The organism is Cytobacillus sp. Bac17, from assembly GCF_024519925.1.
GTDB classification, from domain to species: domain Bacteria; phylum Bacillota; class Bacilli; order Bacillales; family Cytobacillaceae; genus Cytobacillus; species Cytobacillus pseudoceanisediminis.
Genome location: NZ_JALJRC010000046.1, coordinates 14,646 through 29,905 on the forward strand (window position 1 = coordinate 14,646; position 15,260 = coordinate 29,905).

The window sequence follows — 15,260 nt, forward strand, 5'->3', positions numbered from 1 at the left end:
TTTTCACCTACCTTTTTTGTAGGATTTCTTTAACGCGTTACTTATCGCTGTTAAAGTTGCATCAGCTTCTTCAAGGGAAGGTTTTTCATTTTTGAGCCTATAGACCCGCTTCAATTCAATAATCCTGTTCCGTTCTTCCTGGTTGTATTTAGTAGGTGCAGGGATTTTCTGCGCTCTAATTGCCACAACTTCTTTAAATTTCGTATCATCAGATAAGCTATCTAATAATGCCAAGAACTTCTGCCAATGCAGTTTGCCTTGCATTTCAAAAAGATCAATCTTGTAATCTTGGAGGAACGAAGCATAAATAAAGGCAGCATCTTGTTCAAAATCAAAATAGCTTTTACCACCGTTTTCAGGTTTCTTAGGAAATAGAATTTCGTCAAAAAGAAAGCCTATGAATTGGCTTATCTCGAAAATAGAGAGTTCCAATTCATAGGCATTTTTCACAAGCATTTCAAATAGAATTTCAAGCTTTTCTATTTCATCAAACGTTTCATCAGATAGGAGTTCAGAAACCCGTAGTACATTATCAAAGGCAAGATTAAGCTTAATTATTTGGCCTTGAAATTCTGTTTCATCTATAAATCTTTCCGTAAGCTTCATAAGCTTTATTTTCCCGTGTAATAGGCTTTTTCTCTCTTTTTAAAGGCCTGCATTCTCTTTCCGACTACTTCCATCAGCTGCATGATTATATCAGCCAGAACAAGCAATGATTTCCCGGTATCTGTATAGACCTTTTCAAAGGATCCTTCACCCAAAAGAAGTTCCACAACGCTAAACATAATTTCGTAATTCTCTTTTTCCGCTGCTTTTTGTTCCTTATCCGTCATTTTGGAATAATCCCTTTCGCTCATTTTCAGGGATTCTTTACGGAACTTTCTAAAGACCTTGTCATATTCCCTCAATTTCTCATCATTGAGATCCATCACATAAACTTTGTCTGCAATCTCGACTTCTTCATATGCTTTTTGAACATTAATTTTAATTGCCATAACATTTCCCCCTTTTTCTAATGTTTTTTATAATTATGGTGCAGCTGGGGTATAGGTTGGCTTTCCATTGAAATGAATTTCAAAACTAAAGGTGCTTTTCTCATTGGCCGCACCTGACGCACCTACAATATTTGCTACAGTACATGGACCTTCGTATGAATCCCCTTCTGGGTCTGTCCAACGGAATAAGGTTTTTCGTCCCTCTCCCAGTTCTGTTTGCAGTCCGGCAATAAAATCCTGTGCTTCATCCCCATATTTCCTATGACCCTCAAAAGCAATGACCAGCTGTGCTGCCGTCACATCAGATGAGCCGAATCCATCACCATCTAAATATGGAGTTTGGTCAATTTCTTCATTCCATTGTGGATCAAACGTGTTGATTCCTGCGGCTACACGCGCCCAAACTTGTGTCATTTCATCAGTTGTCTGGCTTGTTTCAATTTCAAACGTATGTGCTGAATTCAATGTGAAGCCTGCCATCAAAATGCCCTCCTTTAATTCTTGGTTATAATGGCGTTAAATAGCGCTGAATAGATAAAACTGCCCCGGCTGTCTTTTTCGACTAGCAAGGGCATTGTGTAAATCTCTGACTTGATGAATTGATAGGAACCATCAGCAGGAATAATTGCATTTGGCCCTAATTCATCTAGATAAACGGTTAATTCGTTTATGGTATCAATGGCTTGGACCTGGTTCTGCTGCTTCACTAATATTTGAAAGGCAATCACCCATTCCCTTGAACTGTCCAGATATCGCCCAATTGGTGAAGAAGGCGTTCTCCTGATTGTGATTGCATTGAGATCTTCCGGGAGAACATCAACGGTCAAGGAATCGAACAAGGTAAATTTTGATTCTATATGATTAGCCATGTCATCAATAAAATCTGAAGGCATAGGGGGAATCCACCCCTTTCTTACAAGTGCCGATCAATGGCTTGCTGTGTCATCCGCACCCAATCACTAAGGAACCTGGCTTTTGCAGCTTCAAACCAAAGGCCCTGTGCATTTGGGTTTGAATCTTTGGAAAAGTTATATTGTGGGTTGTAATAAAGCTTTCTGGCATATGGCTGATCCCAAATAATCTTCCCTTTTCCGATTTGTGAAGCCCGAGCCCCTGAACGTTCAAGTTCCCCGGTATCTTTGGGAATGAAATAGTTTGAACCCTTCAAAACTTCCTGATCCAGCTGTTTCTGCCCAACATCTACCGCTACTTCAACCCGTTGTTGGATATTCCCCAATTCCAGATTCACGCTGAAACTGATCATATTAACTCCACCTCATAATGATGAAGGGTGTCGGTATATAGAGGATTAACCCGCTGAACTTGCATTGTTACGCCCCCGAAAGTCACTTTTGATTTTTCCTTGAATTCGAATATGCCTGAAGAACTTGAATTCTTTTTGTCAAAGAACATTAGGGCTTTAACACTTTTGCTTTCTGTATCTCCTGACCGGCTAAAGCTTTTTTCAAAGTTGATCCTGATGTTTTTTAGGGTTACCGCAGGCAAATAAGTTTCACCATACCGCCCATTCTCTTCAAACTGTTCATAAGTAGCTTCATGGATTAATAGATTCCGAGGAATTGGCCTGATTCTTAACATCTCACCCCAACTCCCCTATACAGCAATCCCGTTAGCCTTAAATAGCTGTGGGCCATTTCAGAAACTACTTTCACACCGGATCCTTCGGTATAACTAAAGCCCCCTATACTAACTGAAGAAGGGGAACCGCCATGAACTGACAATTCCCCACCTTCCGAATACATATATTCAATTTGAGCTGCAACCGCCTTTTTAATATTGGTTCTAATTAGTTCTGGCTCATGTGAAAGGTCTACCCCGGCTAAGCGATAATTTGTTAACACATCTATTACATCTGAAGCCCTTTTTTCTAGCATTGTAAAGGTTTCATTATCCATCGGAGTACCTTTGTAAACATCATTATAAAAAGCCTGATCAATATAAGGCATGACTACTCATCCTTCTTACCTTCAGGCTTTTTAGCTTTCGTTACCCCTGAGTTCTTCTTTTTAGGCTCTTTAGATTCCTCTACGGTATAACCTTTATCCTTAAACCACTCGATCAACCATTTATTTTCGGTTTCAGCATCTCCATTAACAAATGAAAGGGAAGCGCTATTCCCGTTGTAATTAGGATTAGGGCTTTTAATTCTAGCCATAATAAAAGCTCCCTTCTTTATTGCACTTTAATGTTACGAAGAACACCGGCTTTTCGGGTAGCTTTAAGGGCAACAGCAGCCACCATTTCAACTTCACCTGTCTTAACTGCTCCTGGAGAGTTGAAATCAGGCAAGAAAGTACGGATCACCTTATTACCCGTAGGCGAAACACCATGGAATCCATCCATTCCAAGAGAAACAGCATAAAGATCTGTTAATCCTGTTTGCTCAGTACCAACCGTACGGTTTACGATCGGAACAACTGGAACCGTAGAAGTACCGTCATAGAAATATTCAAGATCAACTAGTGGAATTCCATCATATCCTGTTACTGTGCGTCCAAAGCCATCCTCTGTCTTAGTAGCGTAACCAGCCCGACGAGCCACCGATTTGATTTTGGTGATTAATTTGCTGTTCCCCATAAGCATAGTTGGCCGGCCATCTAGTTCAGCTAGAAAATTATCGATTTCATCCAATAAAACAAACTTCTTACTTTCTAATCCTGCTTCATCTGATAGATCAATAACAGAATCAGTGTTTAATTCTGTATTAGAACCAGTAAGTGCCTTATCTAACCCATCAAATGCTTTGGAATCCACAGCTGAATCACCATTAATAACAGTGTAATGAAACAGGTTGGCAGCTCCTTTAATTTTTTGCTGCATTTGGAAGTTCATTTCGTTGATTTGACCACTTGTATCTTGAATTACACGGTCAATTTTAAACGCTCCCCCAAAGATTTTAAGATTCACATATTGGTTCTCGCGGTCTGCTTCATTTGCTGTGTATTCGCTGTTAATCTCACGGAACCCAGCAGTTGAAGGAGTTTTCAAACGAGTGTAACCGTATGTTAAAGTTGATCCACCTGTCCCAGGTGAAACAGCATTATCGAATGTTAACTGATCTAAAAGGAAGGAAGCGCGCCGAAATTCATCGATAACCTGTTGGTCAATATGGTCTGCCATTCCAACCTTTGCTTGCTCTAAAGTAATTGGCATGAACAATCATCTCCTAATCTTAATTATTGGTTGTTGAAAACTTTGATTTAGTGCATCTAAAAGAGTGCTAGGCTCACCACCTGGAGTCGTTTGGTGTTGCCCCTGTGAAAATGTGGGTTTATTAGACTGCTGCCCTGTTTCAAATAAATAAGCATCGCTTTTCTGCAATGCTTTCAACTGATCTTCCAAGCCCAGGAGCTTATCTCCATCCAACTTGATAGATTCCTTATTTAGTAGAGCCTCAACCGCCTTAGGATTTTTAGCTTTGACGCTAGTTAAAGCAGATTTTAAAGCAAAGTCAAAAGCCTGCTGATCAAGCTTTTGCTGATATTCAGCTGCAGCTTTCTTATTTTCTTCTGTTAATTCATTAATCTTAGCCGTTAATTCCTCATGACCTTTTGCCTTTTCACCAAGTTCAGCTAGTTGAGCATCACGATCTTTCAACTGCTTTTTCAGTTCCTTGGTGTTTTCGTTCAATTCATTAAATTTTTCTTTAGGGATCCAATTGCCATCAGAAACAATAGCAATCTTTTTATCTCCCGCTTTTTCCATGACTTGCTTATAAAGTTCTTCTCCAAGCAATTCTTTTAAATCCATCTATTTTTCCCTTCTCCCTTTTTTATGTTTTTTAACGTGTCACACCTCACGCAAAAGGTTCCGTTTCTTTATGGCGTCTAACCTTTAAAAAGACGCACATTATTAATAAGCCTTTTCTCGCTCATATCGCCTTGTTCGGCCTGTATCATCGATAAAGGCTCTCATGTTAGCTTGTCGCTGCCGTACTTTCTTTTTAGCAACATCTATGGCTTCAATTTCACCAATGACTTCTGCAACTGCTAATTGTCTTTTAGCTTTCCTGATTACCCTTTCTAAATGCCTCTGTTTCTGGCTTTCCTCGTAGACCTTCCTGTTCTCTGCTGCTGGGTAAGGCTTATAGACACGTTTTGAAAAACCTTCAATATAGGGATAAAAAACATGCCGGCAATTAATCCCCCTTAGTCCATCGGGTTCACCATAACTAGTAGATGAAAGTGGAGGATATTTATTACTGCTCCCTGACCTTGAAAATATCTTCCCCTGGTACTTTGCACATTTAGGCCTTGCTCCCATATGGGAACTGACTTCAACTAAATCGGCGCCATATTCATCCATTCGAGCAAATTGCATTTCATTGGCAACACTGTTTGACATCGACCTTGTAACCATAGAAACATAGGCTTCCGCTGACATCTTGGCCCCATCTTTTCGAATAAGAGCAGGAACCCCGTGTTCTGCCCATCTTGCAGCAGTCTCTGCCAGCGCTTGTCTTGGTGTTTTTGTGCCTGCCAAGACCTTTCCGGTTGTTTCATTCAGGATATTTAAATATATTCGCTGAGACTGATCTAACATGGTTGTATTGATCAGGTTGAAAGTTTCCCTAGCTTGCCTTTGAAAAGACACTAAGACCGCTTCAAGAACCGGGCTTTCTTTAGGTAAGGGTGGTTGTAGCAAGATTCCTTGAGCAACAGCTTCAATTAGTTCCATTTCTGAATCAGTGACAGCCTCATATCCAGCTTCCTCAAGCATAGCTGTTACAGTTTCTATCGAAAGTTCCGCGTATTTTGATATGGTTATAATATTTTGCTGTGTTAATTTTCCTAATTGTCCAAGCTTCTCGGTTTGCCACCTTTCCAAATCTTCTTCCAGCAGGCTTTTTCCTTGTTCCAGGATCTTGGCAATGTTTAAAAGGATTTCTTCCTCAATGGATAGAAAGACTTCAACAACAGAAGTGGTTAATTGCTGTTGCCTGAGTGGTTCCATTAGGTCTCACCCTGGTCTTGTCTATAATTGTTAATTCCAAAGAAATCAATTGCTTCAGCCGTTGCTGTTACATTTTCTTCTGCAATTTCCTTCAGCAACTGCTCAGCTTCTTCTTCTGAAAAGCCATGAATCTTCATAATCGCCTTTTTCTTAGAAGTAAGCTGATTGGTAACCAACTGAACCTGCTTTGCAATCTCTGCGTTCTGGTCTTCTGCTATAGAGTCATCAAAAGCAACTGTAACTTCATATTCTCCTTCTGGCCGAGAAAATAACTGATATAGCTCAGCGACCTGAATGATACATTCCACTAGTTCCTGAATACCCGCTTCAATGAGGTTTTCATGACTTTGTTTGGTCCGGAAGGTCTTAGAGTTTTCCGAAACAACCTCTGTTGCTGTCTTGACTCCCTGGCCATCGAAAGTGAAAGCACCGGAAGAGAAGCCTATTTGCATCGCCAAGACATTAAGCAAGGAATTGATCGCTGAAATATGTTCCTCGACCCGAAGTGTTGCTGAAATGTCTGCTATTTTATTGGCATCCATATCGCCAAGAGCCATTGCCTGGTAAACTTCATCTTCGGCATCAAAAAATCGGTGCATTTGACCCGTTTGGGGATCAATTACGGTTTGAATAGCTGTATCCGGTACTAATATTCGTTTTTTCCCAAGCTTGAACTCCCGCTGATAAGAGTCAAAAGCGATATCCAAGGAATGTAGCGTATCAAGCGCATTGGCGAAAATAGATATTCCTAATGGGCTTGCAGTATCTAAGTTATTGGCTATGTTTGGCTTAAAGTAGACAAAACCCGGTCGCTTGTAATTGGATATCCTAATTTCCTCTTCCAGATTGGGGAAAAATTGCTTCAGTGGAACTTTTACTCCTAACTCCTCGCCTGTATTATTTTCGTAGACTTCATTTCGGATTAGGTATGTCTCCCCATCCCACAGGTGCCATTCCAGGTGAGTGTATTTCTTTCCTTTCTTAGAGAATACATTTATGAAAACAGCCTCTCGAATGGTGTTATGGTCCCAGCTAATCGGGATAAAACAATCAGCTGTTACATAGGAGAGCTTTAATTTCTCATCCTCTACATAAGGCTTGATTACCATGCCACCCATAGCAAACTGGTATTCTAAGTAATCCTGGAATTTCTTAACGAAGTTATTATTCTTAAAGACATCATGGATCTTCTCAGACAATGTCTTGTCAGAAATATTTATCTCGCAGCGCTCATTAAAGATTAATGTCGCTAGCTCCTGAGAAACCACCTTTGGCATGTTCAAGGAAGCCATACGGCGTTTTTTCGGCCCAGCAATCGTTGTATATCTGATATCATGCCATTCGCTAAAATACCCTTTATAGAGAGCTTTCCAATTCCCAATATCTTTGTAGAAATCCTCATTAATCTGGATGTCCTTGTGGTCAGCCAGCTTCTTAATGCCTTTAATCAATCCCATTCTGTACATCACCTGCCTTATGCGGGCCAGCATGTTTTTAAACATTGGTTGTCACCGCCTTAATATTTCAATCCAAGCTTCCTCAAATTATCCTGAACATAATATTGAAATGCATCGACAGTGTGATCATCAATCTTAATGACCTTAGGATCATCACTCTGCAAAGTATCCGCATCCCATTGGTACTTTTTATGTTCGGTAAGAAAAATCTCATTGGCTGCTGTTTTAAGCACAAAAAAACGCCCCTGCGCTAATAAGTCCTGGACGTTATCGATCATATCTATTTTCTTTTTCTTTGCTACAGGATGAAGCCTGATCCCATAGTCTTTAAAGAACTGATTCCGCAGAGCTCCCTCTGCAGAATCTATGGTTTGCTGATCAAAGTGCCGATTATAGGTTTGCTGGATTTTATCCATCCATTTTTTTAAATCCCTTGATAGCTCGCTCGGAGCCTTTTTAACGACTTTGTTTTCCGGGCTATAGTAAAAGGTATCAAGTAAAATAACATTCCGTTTTTTCGTAAACCCAAAGGCCAGGAAGGTTGTTGCTGAGACCTGGTGCCCTGTATCAATGGCAATATCGATAAGAATCAAATCGTCATCTTTCGGCAACTCATTAATTTCTTTAAAATGGGCCATGTTGTAAACCATATCTCCAAGACCAATGACCTCGCCCGCATACATCCACCGCCAGTAGTCCTCATCATTTTCCTTGTACTTCTCAATCTTCCGGATCATCTGCTCTGAGAGAAATCCTTTTTTATCATCAAGATAGGTTGAATGATGAATGAAATAATCATCATCCCCTGCTTTTGTATCTAACCACTCATTAATCCAGCTGTATGGATTTCTGGGAGGGTTATAGGAGAAATATACCTTAACCTCTTTCCCTTCAATCTCCTGCCGGATAAAGGTATCCTCTACAATATCGATATCTTCCACACCAGCAAATTCAGCTGCTTCCTCAAACCATAGGGCCATGACATACCCTTTTGCTATTTTGGCTGACTTAATTTTCATGGGATCATCAACGCCATAAAAATAAAAGGCTGTATTCGTGGCCTTATGACGAATTATGAGGGGAGACTTTCCGAAATAAAACTCATCCTCAACGCCCAGCATGTATATGGCCCATTTAATCTGCTCGTAAATTGAGGTAGAAAGATATTTTCCAACTTTCCTTAAACAAACGACATTGCCCAGGTCATCTTCCAAAAAATCGACCACAAGCTTAAGACTAATCACTGAGGATTTCATTGAGGAACGGCCGCCTTTAGCGACTATATGAGACTGTTCAGCAAGCCAGAGAGAATAGAAATTGACGTTCATTAAATCCATGACATTAATTGTTTTGACTGTCATTTTCTAACGCCTTCCTCATTGCCTCTTTGTCATTAACGATAACGATCTTACTGGCATCTCCGCCTTCTTGTTTTATTTCAGCTTTAGTTTTCTCGATACTAGCCCGCATAAGTTCAAGTTTTAGCCTGCGCTCATCCTGAATGTGTGCCATCTCATCAAATTGCTTAATAAGGGAACGCAGTTCACCCATTGCCCTAGACTGAGCATTTAAAAAGTTAGCATGCTTATCCCAAGCAAATTGATACTCCCATTCTCTTTCCTCAGATGAATCCGAGTCTTTTTTCTTTTTTAAAACCTTCGTGATATCGTCTTTATTTTCAACAAACATAATTCTCTGCGCACGGATAATGGCAGCATATTGAATTTGTATTTGATCCCAGATTAAATCGGCTGGGGAATGATCCTGCATATGGTTCATAATTTCTAATGATTCTTCTGGTAGAAACTTAGAGAAAAAACCATGGGTGACAGCATTAGAATTCCCTTTTGGAGCAGCCCCTCCTCTATTGCCTTTTGCATTAATATTCCCTTTAGGAGCACCCCTCTTTTTTGTGTGCACACTTTTTTCTTTGGGTGCACCCCTATCACGATTCCAACCGTACCTCTTCTTCCAAGATTTCACGGTATTAAGTGACACCTGATATTTCTCAGCAATGTCCTTGTATTTCATGCCTTTGACGTAATCTTTCTCTGCTTGAACATATTTTTCAGCCATGCTACATCACCCGCCACCTCCTGGTATTTGTGTTTGTTTTGGAGCAAGAAAAAACACCCTGAAGGATGTAGAATAACTCCAGTGAAAATGTTTAAAAGCATTTTTGATAGTATGTGATATTACTATATTATCGTGGGAAATAACACCAAAAGTGCAATAAAAGTGCAAAAGCATAGTTTAAGTAATTACTAAATATGTTAAAATATAGATATATCATACTAGGAGTTGTGAATTTTTGTGAAAGATATTTTTTACTGCCCTCAAGCTCGAGCACTATCTGCAGCTCTTTCAACTTTTGGCTCTGGAATTTTATGCAGTTCAGTAGTCACTGATATTACTGTGGACGGAGTATTAACATGGTCTAAAATTTTCAGTTCTGAAATAGCATTAATAACATTAATTTGTTTTATTTTATTTTTCATTTACTACATTGGAATGTATAATGTTGACATCGCTAATGATGCGGTGCTCAAAAATTACCAAGATAAAGATGTGCTTATTGCAATGATGAGAAAAGGCCAAATGAAAGCTTTGATTAAAAGATCTGCACAGCAGATAAAAAAAGGAAACTACGCAGAATTACACTCAATTGATCAAATACTGAAAGGAGAGTATGGTTATGACAGCAACTCTGATAACGGAACAAGCCAAAAGAAAGATTCAACCGTTAGTTAAGTCACCTGTATTTAAACACTCCTTAAATAATTTTTTAACGTTAACAAAAGCCTACACAGATGCAAATAAAATAGTGCCTTCAATAAATCTTTTTGGACCAAAAAGAAGAAAATACAACAGAATGTTAAAAAATGTACAACAAATTGATGATGTTTATATTTTCAGAGATAAAAACAACCGTTTTATCTTTACAATAAAAGCAGACAAAGATAATACAAAGACTGCAATATTACTAGATTTACTTAATGAGGAAGAGATGGAAACATTCCCTCAATACAGAAATAACAAAACGAAGAGAACAACTTAAATGTTGTTCTCTCTTTTGTTATTTCCAAAATAAAAAAGCAACCCGAAGGATGCTGTTTAACTTCTAGTTTATAAGATATTTATATATCTCTAAAATAGCTCTGAAATATTGATTTATTGTTTTTTCATTACTGTCTTTTTCTCTGGATAGTTCAATAACTACACCATTTTTAAGTCCAATAACTAAATCAACACTCTTCTTATCAAAAGAAAGGTTATTTAGTTCAATTTTCTCAACTTCAAAACCATTTCTATGAATGCTAAATTTTCTTTCATCATCAAATTTCAAAACAATAATTTCTTTCTTATTGAAAAAATAAAGTTTCGGTACCTCTTCTTGTCTAACAGTACCTTTATGATAAAATAATTAATTTTCAGTTAACAGATCTTCTAAAAACCCTTCGTCCTGCAATATTTCAATTCCATATGACACCTGCTGGAAATTTGATAAATTCCTCCTAATTCCGTTTAGAAAATCCTCAAAAATAAATAATCCCATAATAAATACCTCCCTTTGCAGTAATTAATTCGACATACAAAAGGAATAACCTCCTAATTTGGCGAATATTGTAAAAAGGAGGTGTTAAAATGAATATGCAATATGTGAGTTCTTCAAATCTAGTTGCAGTTGGTTATGACCCAACTTCCCAAACATTACGGATTCAATTTCACAATGGAACTTATGATTACTTCAATGTTCCTTCACAGATTTATCAGGGCTTGCTGAATGCGGGATCCAAAGGTAGTTACCATGCCCGCTTTATAAAAGATTCTTATCGTTACAGAAGAGTCTAGTCTTGGTTAATAATGATAATTGCCGGTCCAGTGAATTCCCGTTCGCCTTGACCGGTGATTATCCTTACTCCTTCATATGGTTCCACGACAATATGGGATATCCCTTCTCGATTTACTAATTCCTCTGATATTTCTTTGGTGGACAAATTAGTCATAAAAATCACTCCTTAATTATATCTTTTTCCATAATTTTTATATCTTATCCCTATTTTTTCACCACAAGATGATTAATCGCACAAAAAAGAGGAAGCAGTTCGTTACCCGCCTCCCCGTCCTGCCTTCAAGTTTAGCAAGCAGATTTATGTTTTAGCAATTTCGTATCATTTGTACCTTCTGTCCCATTTGGAACATATTCACTCATTTTCTTAACAATTGAATCTTTAATACGTCCGATGTGGGTATGTGACAGCCCCATATGCATAGCAATCCAACGATAACTTTTCCCCTCAAGCAGCCAATGAAGAACCTCAATTTCTCTATCATCTGTTATAAGATGCATCCGATCCTGAATAATAGAAATCTTAGTCTCGTACTTATGAATAACTGAATATCTTTTCTCTCTGCGTACACACTCTCTATAAACAGGATCACTTGTGGAGCCTTTAGCTTTCGGCATCCCAGCCTCATCTCCATATTGAGCTGTGAGCTCTTCCCCTGCATCTTTCATTGAGTCCCTGAGTATCTTTATAGAGTTCATCATCCAATGATAATCCTTAAGAATGGATTCAATCTGTTTGCTGGCAGCTTCTTTCATTGAAAACACTCCTTCTAAAAATTAAAAAGACAAAAACCAAGCGGATAGTCGCTTGGTTTTGTGTCCTCCAGTTGGCTGGTAGAACTATTTTTATGAATAATGTCTTTTATGTTTCATTAATTCCAAAAAATTATAGTAACATATATCCATAATCTCTTTAGAATAAGCATATTTTTGCATAAAATCTTTTGTAAAGTAACGTTTCAATCTATAAAGATGCTCATTTATAGTTGATGTATTTAAGTTAATATAATGTTTTAAGAAAGAACCTAATACAGATTTCAGATTCCCATAAAGCTCTATTTCAAGATACTTCGAATTTACAATAATACCCTCTACGGTTATTTCATAAGCAAAACCTATACTTTCTAATTGTTGTAATAACTCTTTTAATTTAAGATCCTCATTATATTCAGTTACACTATCAATAATTAATTCATTTATATCTAACACTTTGCTTAAAATAAATCTATGGTTTCCATCGCCGGAGATATAATATTTATCTTCATGCATTTTGTATATTAAGTGAAGTTTATCACGATGATACTCTCTCAAATCCAAATTATTGTAATAATCAGGAGAAAGTATGTAGTTATAAACTATACTTTGCCCTCTCTTCAGACTATTGAATGCTTCAAACAATGACTTTTTCATATACGAAGGGTGTGCTGTACCCTTTATTTTTCTGGGTTCTACTTTCACTCCATACTTTTCCCCTACCTCAAATTCCCAAGGTTCTAAACTATAAGAAGATAATTCTTCTATTTTCAACCTCTCTATTTCATCTAATTTCAATAGATTAAAATTCAAGAGACAATCCATGTTTGTCTCAATTCTATTGATTTCATCCCAAATTTCTAATTTACTTTTGAATTCTCTACCGGTAAAATTCAGACCTTTTCCCCCTCCTTAGCCTTAAATCTCTTTGACCTAGTTACAATCTTCTAATATTCCAAAATTTATTTAGTTCTTTTTTTTGCTATTAAAGTATTTCTTAATAGATCTAAAAATCTTCCCCCTCATAAACTTAACCCTATTCACCTTTCCTTGATAAGTTATAATTTTTTTCTAACCAGATGGAGGCAGCTCAGTGGTAAGCCATCCTACCTAGAATGATTAATTGCCACTAAGGTATTAAAGGATTTTAATAAACGTTTTAAATCATAATATGAATATATTAACCTTACTGATTCCAAGGTGCACATCGCACTCATAGAAAGATACAATTCTTTACTCTTTACCATATTTATTAAATCAACTCGATTCTCCTCAATGCTAAAGTTCCGTATTGCATCTTTACCATGAGTTTCGATTGAAAGTATCGAGTATATAAGGCTATATTCTACAGTCAATCCTAGTTTTTCACACAATAGTTTTAAATTTTTTGTTTTTCCATCTACGTTATACCATTTTTGATTTGGACGTTGCATACCGAATTCCTTACGGTAGGTTTCATAGATTTTAGTTTTATAATTTTCATCCATCTTTTCAGCTTTAAGCTTTTCCTTTACTTCGTCTTTTTTTAGATCAAGGAATTCACGTACCTTAAATCCTTCTAAGCTATCCTCTGTTATATTATTTAATAATTCTATTTCCTTAATCTTAGTGGAATAGAAATATGATTCAGCCCGACATTGTGTATCTTTTTCTAAAATGTATTTTAAAAATACATAGTTTTCAAAGATTACCCTTTGAATTGTGTCCAATGAGGCAAAATGATTATTTTCTAGCAGTATTTTCATTGATTTTGAGTGATTAATTAAATTTTCTAATAATCCTAAAATTACTGCATCAGAAATATCAAACTCAATCTCCCTAGGCCTGAAATATCCGTCTACTACATTTTCAAAAACCTTCTCAGATTCTAGTATTACTCTTTTTAATGTTTTCAAAAATCTTCCCCCTCATCGAACTTCACCCTTTTTACTATTCCTTGATGTGGATAATCTTCGTCTCACCATGTATAGGTAACTCAGTTAACCGCGCCTTTCCATTGCAAACAACAACAGCAAAGCTTCCTTTTTGTTCCATTATATCCATTTCTAGTCTGTTTGTCCTAGGGTTTATTTCGATTGTTTTTAGCCTGGCAGCTTCTTTCATTCAGATGCCCTCCCTTGATATAATTTAAGCGGCTGGGCTGGGAGAAATCCTGGCTTTCTTCCATCTCTTCACTACTTCTTTTATCAAAAAATTCACTGAAAGTTCACTTTTTTACATCGAGAGGTATTATATAATTAAGTAGATGGTATACTCCATCTCGCTGGACCCATGAGTTAACCGCCGGACCCAACTCATGGGTTTTACTATTTTTACTGAATCTTTATTTTGTCCCACTAATGATTTGTCGTTTTTTGCGAGCTTTTGTCGAAACCATTCAAAACCTATCCTTTGTTTGCAATAATTGTTCCTGGACTTTTATTATTTAAAGGAGCAAAATAATGTGTCGTTTCTGCCGAGAGCTTAGAAAAAAGATTAAATTTTATAGAAAAGTGCTTATTGAAACCGGATTAAGAAAAGGGTTAGATGACCCTGAAACTATAAGAAACAGTCAATCTCTTGATAAATTAATTTTCAAGTATCAATCAAAATGCAGATAACATTTTAAATTTCAAATAAGAGTCGAGATACATATTCTCTGTTTCATTTTTTATAAACACTGAATTAATATTTAAAATCCAAATGGCCATTCACAAACATATGCTAATATCCTAATAAAATTTTAAAATGGACTAATATGAATTCCTTCATTCTCTCGCCAATCTGCGTAAAGTATACGTTTAACATTATCATATCCATTGGTAGTTAATTGGTTATCTAACCACTGTTGATCAAATCCGAGTTCATGTAAATTATCCCTTAATACTTCCCCATCTATAATTAACGCTGTTGGGAGGTATACTGGACTTTCTAGAAGACTGAGGTCTTGCTTGTCTGGTTTTTGATATTTCGATTGTAATAATATACTTATTTGCCCATTAGCTTCCAATATACCGTATTTGACTTCGCGAACAGAAAAAACCTGATTTTGTCGAAGTATACTTAATACTTGATTTACATCCAATTTGTTCTTTTTAAGTAACTTTCTATCCATTACACCATCCCGAATAATGATGTTAGGATCCCCCAATAAGAGAGAACGTGTCGATTTATTTTTTAGAGTCAAGAACTCTATCCCCAACATGAGAAGCGTCCACAATCCGATGGCATATAAAAAGTGAAAAATCCCTA

The 15,260-nt window shown here is 37.1% G+C and carries 25 protein-coding genes and 1 pseudogene; 4 read left to right on the top strand and 22 right to left on the bottom strand.

The annotated features are described in order from the left end of the window. Positions 1-3: 3 nt before the first annotated feature. The 14 genes from NR125_RS27120 to terS form a co-directional block, all read right to left on the bottom strand. On the bottom strand, positions 4-606 hold the full coding sequence (locus NR125_RS27120) for a Gp15 family bacteriophage protein (RefSeq protein WP_256816527.1): 603 nt from the start codon (positions 604-606) through the stop codon (positions 4-6). A gap of 5 nt (positions 607-611) precedes the next feature. Further along, positions 612-995, bottom strand: a complete 384-nt coding sequence (locus NR125_RS27125; protein ID WP_256816528.1) for a hypothetical protein — start codon at positions 993-995, stop codon at positions 612-614. Positions 996-1,028: 33 nt separating this feature from the next. Beyond that, positions 1,029-1,475, bottom strand: coding sequence for a phage tail tube protein (locus NR125_RS27130; RefSeq protein ID WP_251175725.1), 447 nt, complete (start codon positions 1,473-1,475; stop codon positions 1,029-1,031). 14 nt (positions 1,476-1,489) lie between these two features. Then, positions 1,490-1,888, bottom strand: coding sequence for a minor capsid protein (locus NR125_RS27135; RefSeq protein WP_256816529.1), 399 nt, complete (start codon positions 1,886-1,888; stop codon positions 1,490-1,492). Positions 1,889-1,908: 20 nt separating this feature from the next. Beyond that, positions 1,909-2,259, bottom strand: coding sequence for a minor capsid protein (locus NR125_RS27140; RefSeq protein ID WP_256816531.1), 351 nt, complete (start codon positions 2,257-2,259; stop codon positions 1,909-1,911). Beyond that, positions 2,256-2,594 (bottom strand): putative minor capsid protein, encoded by a 339-nt coding sequence (locus NR125_RS27145; protein WP_256816532.1) that lies wholly within the window; start codon positions 2,592-2,594, stop codon positions 2,256-2,258. Before NR125_RS27145 ends, NR125_RS27140 begins: the two co-directional genes overlap by 4 nt. Continuing rightward, entirely contained in the window at positions 2,588-2,962 is a 375-nt protein-coding gene (locus tag NR125_RS27150) for a head-tail connector protein (protein ID WP_256816533.1), read from the bottom strand. The genes NR125_RS27145 and NR125_RS27150 overlap by 7 nt, the downstream gene beginning before the upstream one ends. 2 nt (positions 2,963-2,964) lie before the next feature. Then, entirely contained in the window at positions 2,965-3,171 is a 207-nt protein-coding gene (locus NR125_RS27155; RefSeq protein WP_256816534.1) for a hypothetical protein, read from the bottom strand. A gap of 17 nt (positions 3,172-3,188) precedes the next feature. Continuing rightward, positions 3,189-4,169, bottom strand: a complete 981-nt coding sequence (locus NR125_RS27160) for a major capsid protein (RefSeq protein ID WP_256816535.1) — start codon at positions 4,167-4,169, stop codon at positions 3,189-3,191. 6 nt (positions 4,170-4,175) lie between these two features. Further along, positions 4,176-4,766 (bottom strand): phage scaffolding protein, encoded by a 591-nt coding sequence (locus NR125_RS27165; protein ID WP_256816536.1) that lies wholly within the window; start codon positions 4,764-4,766, stop codon positions 4,176-4,178. Positions 4,767-4,868: 102 nt separating this feature from the next. Then, on the bottom strand, positions 4,869-5,969 hold the full coding sequence (locus NR125_RS27170) for a phage minor capsid protein (RefSeq protein WP_256816537.1): 1,101 nt from the start codon (positions 5,967-5,969) through the stop codon (positions 4,869-4,871). Continuing rightward, on the bottom strand, positions 5,969-7,471 hold the full coding sequence (locus NR125_RS27175) for a phage portal protein (RefSeq protein WP_256816538.1): 1,503 nt from the start codon (positions 7,469-7,471) through the stop codon (positions 5,969-5,971). Before NR125_RS27175 ends, NR125_RS27170 begins: the two co-directional genes overlap by 1 nt. A gap of 14 nt (positions 7,472-7,485) precedes the next feature. Then, positions 7,486-8,787 carry a PBSX family phage terminase large subunit gene (locus NR125_RS27180; RefSeq protein WP_256816539.1) on the bottom strand — a complete coding sequence of 434 codons (1,302 nt, stop codon included), beginning with the start codon at positions 8,785-8,787 and terminating at the stop codon, positions 7,486-7,488. Next, positions 8,768-9,502: a phage terminase small subunit gene (gene terS, locus NR125_RS27185; protein WP_256816540.1), complete on the bottom strand. Its 735-nt coding sequence runs from the start codon at positions 9,500-9,502 to the stop codon at positions 8,768-8,770. Before terS ends, NR125_RS27180 begins: the two co-directional genes overlap by 20 nt. A 237-nt stretch (positions 9,503-9,739) precedes the next feature. Between terS and NR125_RS27190 the strand changes: the two genes are divergently transcribed. Next, complete coding sequence (locus NR125_RS27190) at positions 9,740-10,177, top strand: hypothetical protein (protein WP_256816541.1); 438 nt, start codon at positions 9,740-9,742, stop codon at positions 10,175-10,177. Beyond that, on the top strand, positions 10,122-10,484 hold the full coding sequence (locus NR125_RS27195; protein ID WP_256816542.1) for a hypothetical protein: 363 nt from the start codon (positions 10,122-10,124) through the stop codon (positions 10,482-10,484). Before NR125_RS27190 ends, NR125_RS27195 begins: the two co-directional genes overlap by 56 nt. A gap of 63 nt (positions 10,485-10,547) precedes the next feature. Here the strand turns inward: NR125_RS27195 and NR125_RS27200 are convergent, their stop codons facing one another. Next, positions 10,548-10,772: a hypothetical protein gene (locus NR125_RS27200; protein ID WP_256816543.1), complete on the bottom strand. Its 225-nt coding sequence runs from the start codon at positions 10,770-10,772 to the stop codon at positions 10,548-10,550. A 78-nt stretch (positions 10,773-10,850) separates the two neighbouring features. Beyond that, positions 10,851-10,982 (bottom strand): hypothetical protein, encoded by a 132-nt coding sequence (locus NR125_RS27205; protein WP_256816544.1) that lies wholly within the window; start codon positions 10,980-10,982, stop codon positions 10,851-10,853. Positions 10,983-11,071: 89 nt separating this feature from the next. On the opposite strand from NR125_RS27205, the gene NR125_RS27210 reads away from it, so the two are divergent. Then, complete coding sequence (locus tag NR125_RS27210; protein WP_256816545.1) at positions 11,072-11,278, top strand: KTSC domain-containing protein; 207 nt, start codon at positions 11,072-11,074, stop codon at positions 11,276-11,278. Here the strand turns inward: NR125_RS27210 and NR125_RS27215 are convergent. The 5 genes and pseudogenes from NR125_RS27215 to NR125_RS27235 all read right to left on the bottom strand — a co-directional run bounded on the left by NR125_RS27215 (position 11,275) and on the right by NR125_RS27235 (position 14,132). Continuing rightward, positions 11,275-11,433: a BC1881 family protein gene (locus tag NR125_RS27215; RefSeq protein WP_256816546.1), complete on the bottom strand. Its 159-nt coding sequence runs from the start codon at positions 11,431-11,433 to the stop codon at positions 11,275-11,277. The genes NR125_RS27210 and NR125_RS27215 overlap by 4 nt on opposite strands. 131 nt (positions 11,434-11,564) lie before the next feature. Continuing rightward, positions 11,565-12,032, bottom strand: a complete 468-nt coding sequence (locus tag NR125_RS27220) for a helix-turn-helix transcriptional regulator (protein ID WP_256816547.1) — start codon at positions 12,030-12,032, stop codon at positions 11,565-11,567. Positions 12,033-12,122: 90 nt separating this feature from the next. Continuing rightward, complete coding sequence (locus NR125_RS27225) at positions 12,123-12,827, bottom strand: hypothetical protein (RefSeq protein ID WP_256816549.1); 705 nt, start codon at positions 12,825-12,827, stop codon at positions 12,123-12,125. Positions 12,828-13,135: 308 nt separating this feature from the next. Next, complete coding sequence (locus tag NR125_RS27230; protein ID WP_256816550.1) at positions 13,136-13,924, bottom strand: DUF5677 domain-containing protein; 789 nt, start codon at positions 13,922-13,924, stop codon at positions 13,136-13,138. After that, positions 13,921-14,132, bottom strand: a pseudogene (locus NR125_RS27235) (XtrA/YqaO family protein). Before NR125_RS27235 ends, NR125_RS27230 begins: the two are co-directional and overlap by 4 nt. Before the next feature lie 338 nt (positions 14,133-14,470). Between NR125_RS27235 and NR125_RS27240 the strand changes: the two are divergent. Then, positions 14,471-14,629 (top strand): aspartyl-phosphate phosphatase Spo0E family protein, encoded by a 159-nt coding sequence (locus tag NR125_RS27240; RefSeq protein WP_083390605.1) that lies wholly within the window; start codon positions 14,471-14,473, stop codon positions 14,627-14,629. A gap of 122 nt (positions 14,630-14,751) precedes the next feature. Here NR125_RS27240 and NR125_RS27245 read toward each other — a convergent pair. Then, positions 14,752-15,260, bottom strand: a 509-nt coding sequence (locus NR125_RS27245; protein WP_256816551.1) for a DUF421 domain-containing protein, incomplete at its 5' end; no start/stop codon positions are given.

Coding starts and splice junctions, on each gene's coding strand:
- NR125_RS27120 (WP_256816527.1), bottom strand. CDS start 606: ATGAAGCTTACGGAAAGATTTATAGATGAAACAGAATTTCAAGGCCAA.
- NR125_RS27125 (WP_256816528.1), bottom strand. CDS start 995: ATGGCAATTAAAATTAATGTTCAAAAAGCATATGAAGAAGTCGAGATT.
- NR125_RS27130 (WP_251175725.1), bottom strand. CDS start 1,475: ATGGCAGGCTTCACATTGAATTCAGCACATACGTTTGAAATTGAAACA.
- NR125_RS27135 (WP_256816529.1), bottom strand. CDS start 1,888: ATGCCTTCAGATTTTATTGATGACATGGCTAATCATATAGAATCAAAA.
- NR125_RS27140 (WP_256816531.1), bottom strand. CDS start 2,259: ATGATCAGTTTCAGCGTGAATCTGGAATTGGGGAATATCCAACAACGG.
- NR125_RS27145 (WP_256816532.1), bottom strand. CDS start 2,594: ATGTTAAGAATCAGGCCAATTCCTCGGAATCTATTAATCCATGAAGCT.
- NR125_RS27150 (WP_256816533.1), bottom strand. CDS start 2,962: ATGCCTTATATTGATCAGGCTTTTTATAATGATGTTTACAAAGGTACT.
- NR125_RS27155 (WP_256816534.1), bottom strand. CDS start 3,171: ATGGCTAGAATTAAAAGCCCTAATCCTAATTACAACGGGAATAGCGCT.
- NR125_RS27160 (WP_256816535.1), bottom strand. CDS start 4,169: ATGCCAATTACTTTAGAGCAAGCAAAGGTTGGAATGGCAGACCATATT.
- NR125_RS27165 (WP_256816536.1), bottom strand. CDS start 4,766: ATGGATTTAAAAGAATTGCTTGGAGAAGAACTTTATAAGCAAGTCATG.
- NR125_RS27170 (WP_256816537.1), bottom strand. CDS start 5,969: ATGGAACCACTCAGGCAACAGCAATTAACCACTTCTGTTGTTGAAGTC.
- NR125_RS27175 (WP_256816538.1), bottom strand. CDS start 7,471: ATGTTTAAAAACATGCTGGCCCGCATAAGGCAGGTGATGTACAGAATG.
- NR125_RS27180 (WP_256816539.1), bottom strand. CDS start 8,787: ATGACAGTCAAAACAATTAATGTCATGGATTTAATGAACGTCAATTTC.
- terS (WP_256816540.1), bottom strand. CDS start 9,502: ATGGCTGAAAAATATGTTCAAGCAGAGAAAGATTACGTCAAAGGCATG.
- NR125_RS27195 (WP_256816542.1), top strand. CDS start 10,122: ATGACAGCAACTCTGATAACGGAACAAGCCAAAAGAAAGATTCAACCG.
- NR125_RS27205 (WP_256816544.1), bottom strand. CDS start 10,982: ATGGGATTATTTATTTTTGAGGATTTTCTAAACGGAATTAGGAGGAAT.
- NR125_RS27210 (WP_256816545.1), top strand. CDS start 11,072: ATGAATATGCAATATGTGAGTTCTTCAAATCTAGTTGCAGTTGGTTAT.
- NR125_RS27215 (WP_256816546.1), bottom strand. CDS start 11,433: ATGACTAATTTGTCCACCAAAGAAATATCAGAGGAATTAGTAAATCGA.
- NR125_RS27220 (WP_256816547.1), bottom strand. CDS start 12,032: ATGAAAGAAGCTGCCAGCAAACAGATTGAATCCATTCTTAAGGATTAT.
- NR125_RS27240 (WP_083390605.1), top strand. CDS start 14,471: ATGTGTCGTTTCTGCCGAGAGCTTAGAAAAAAGATTAAATTTTATAGA.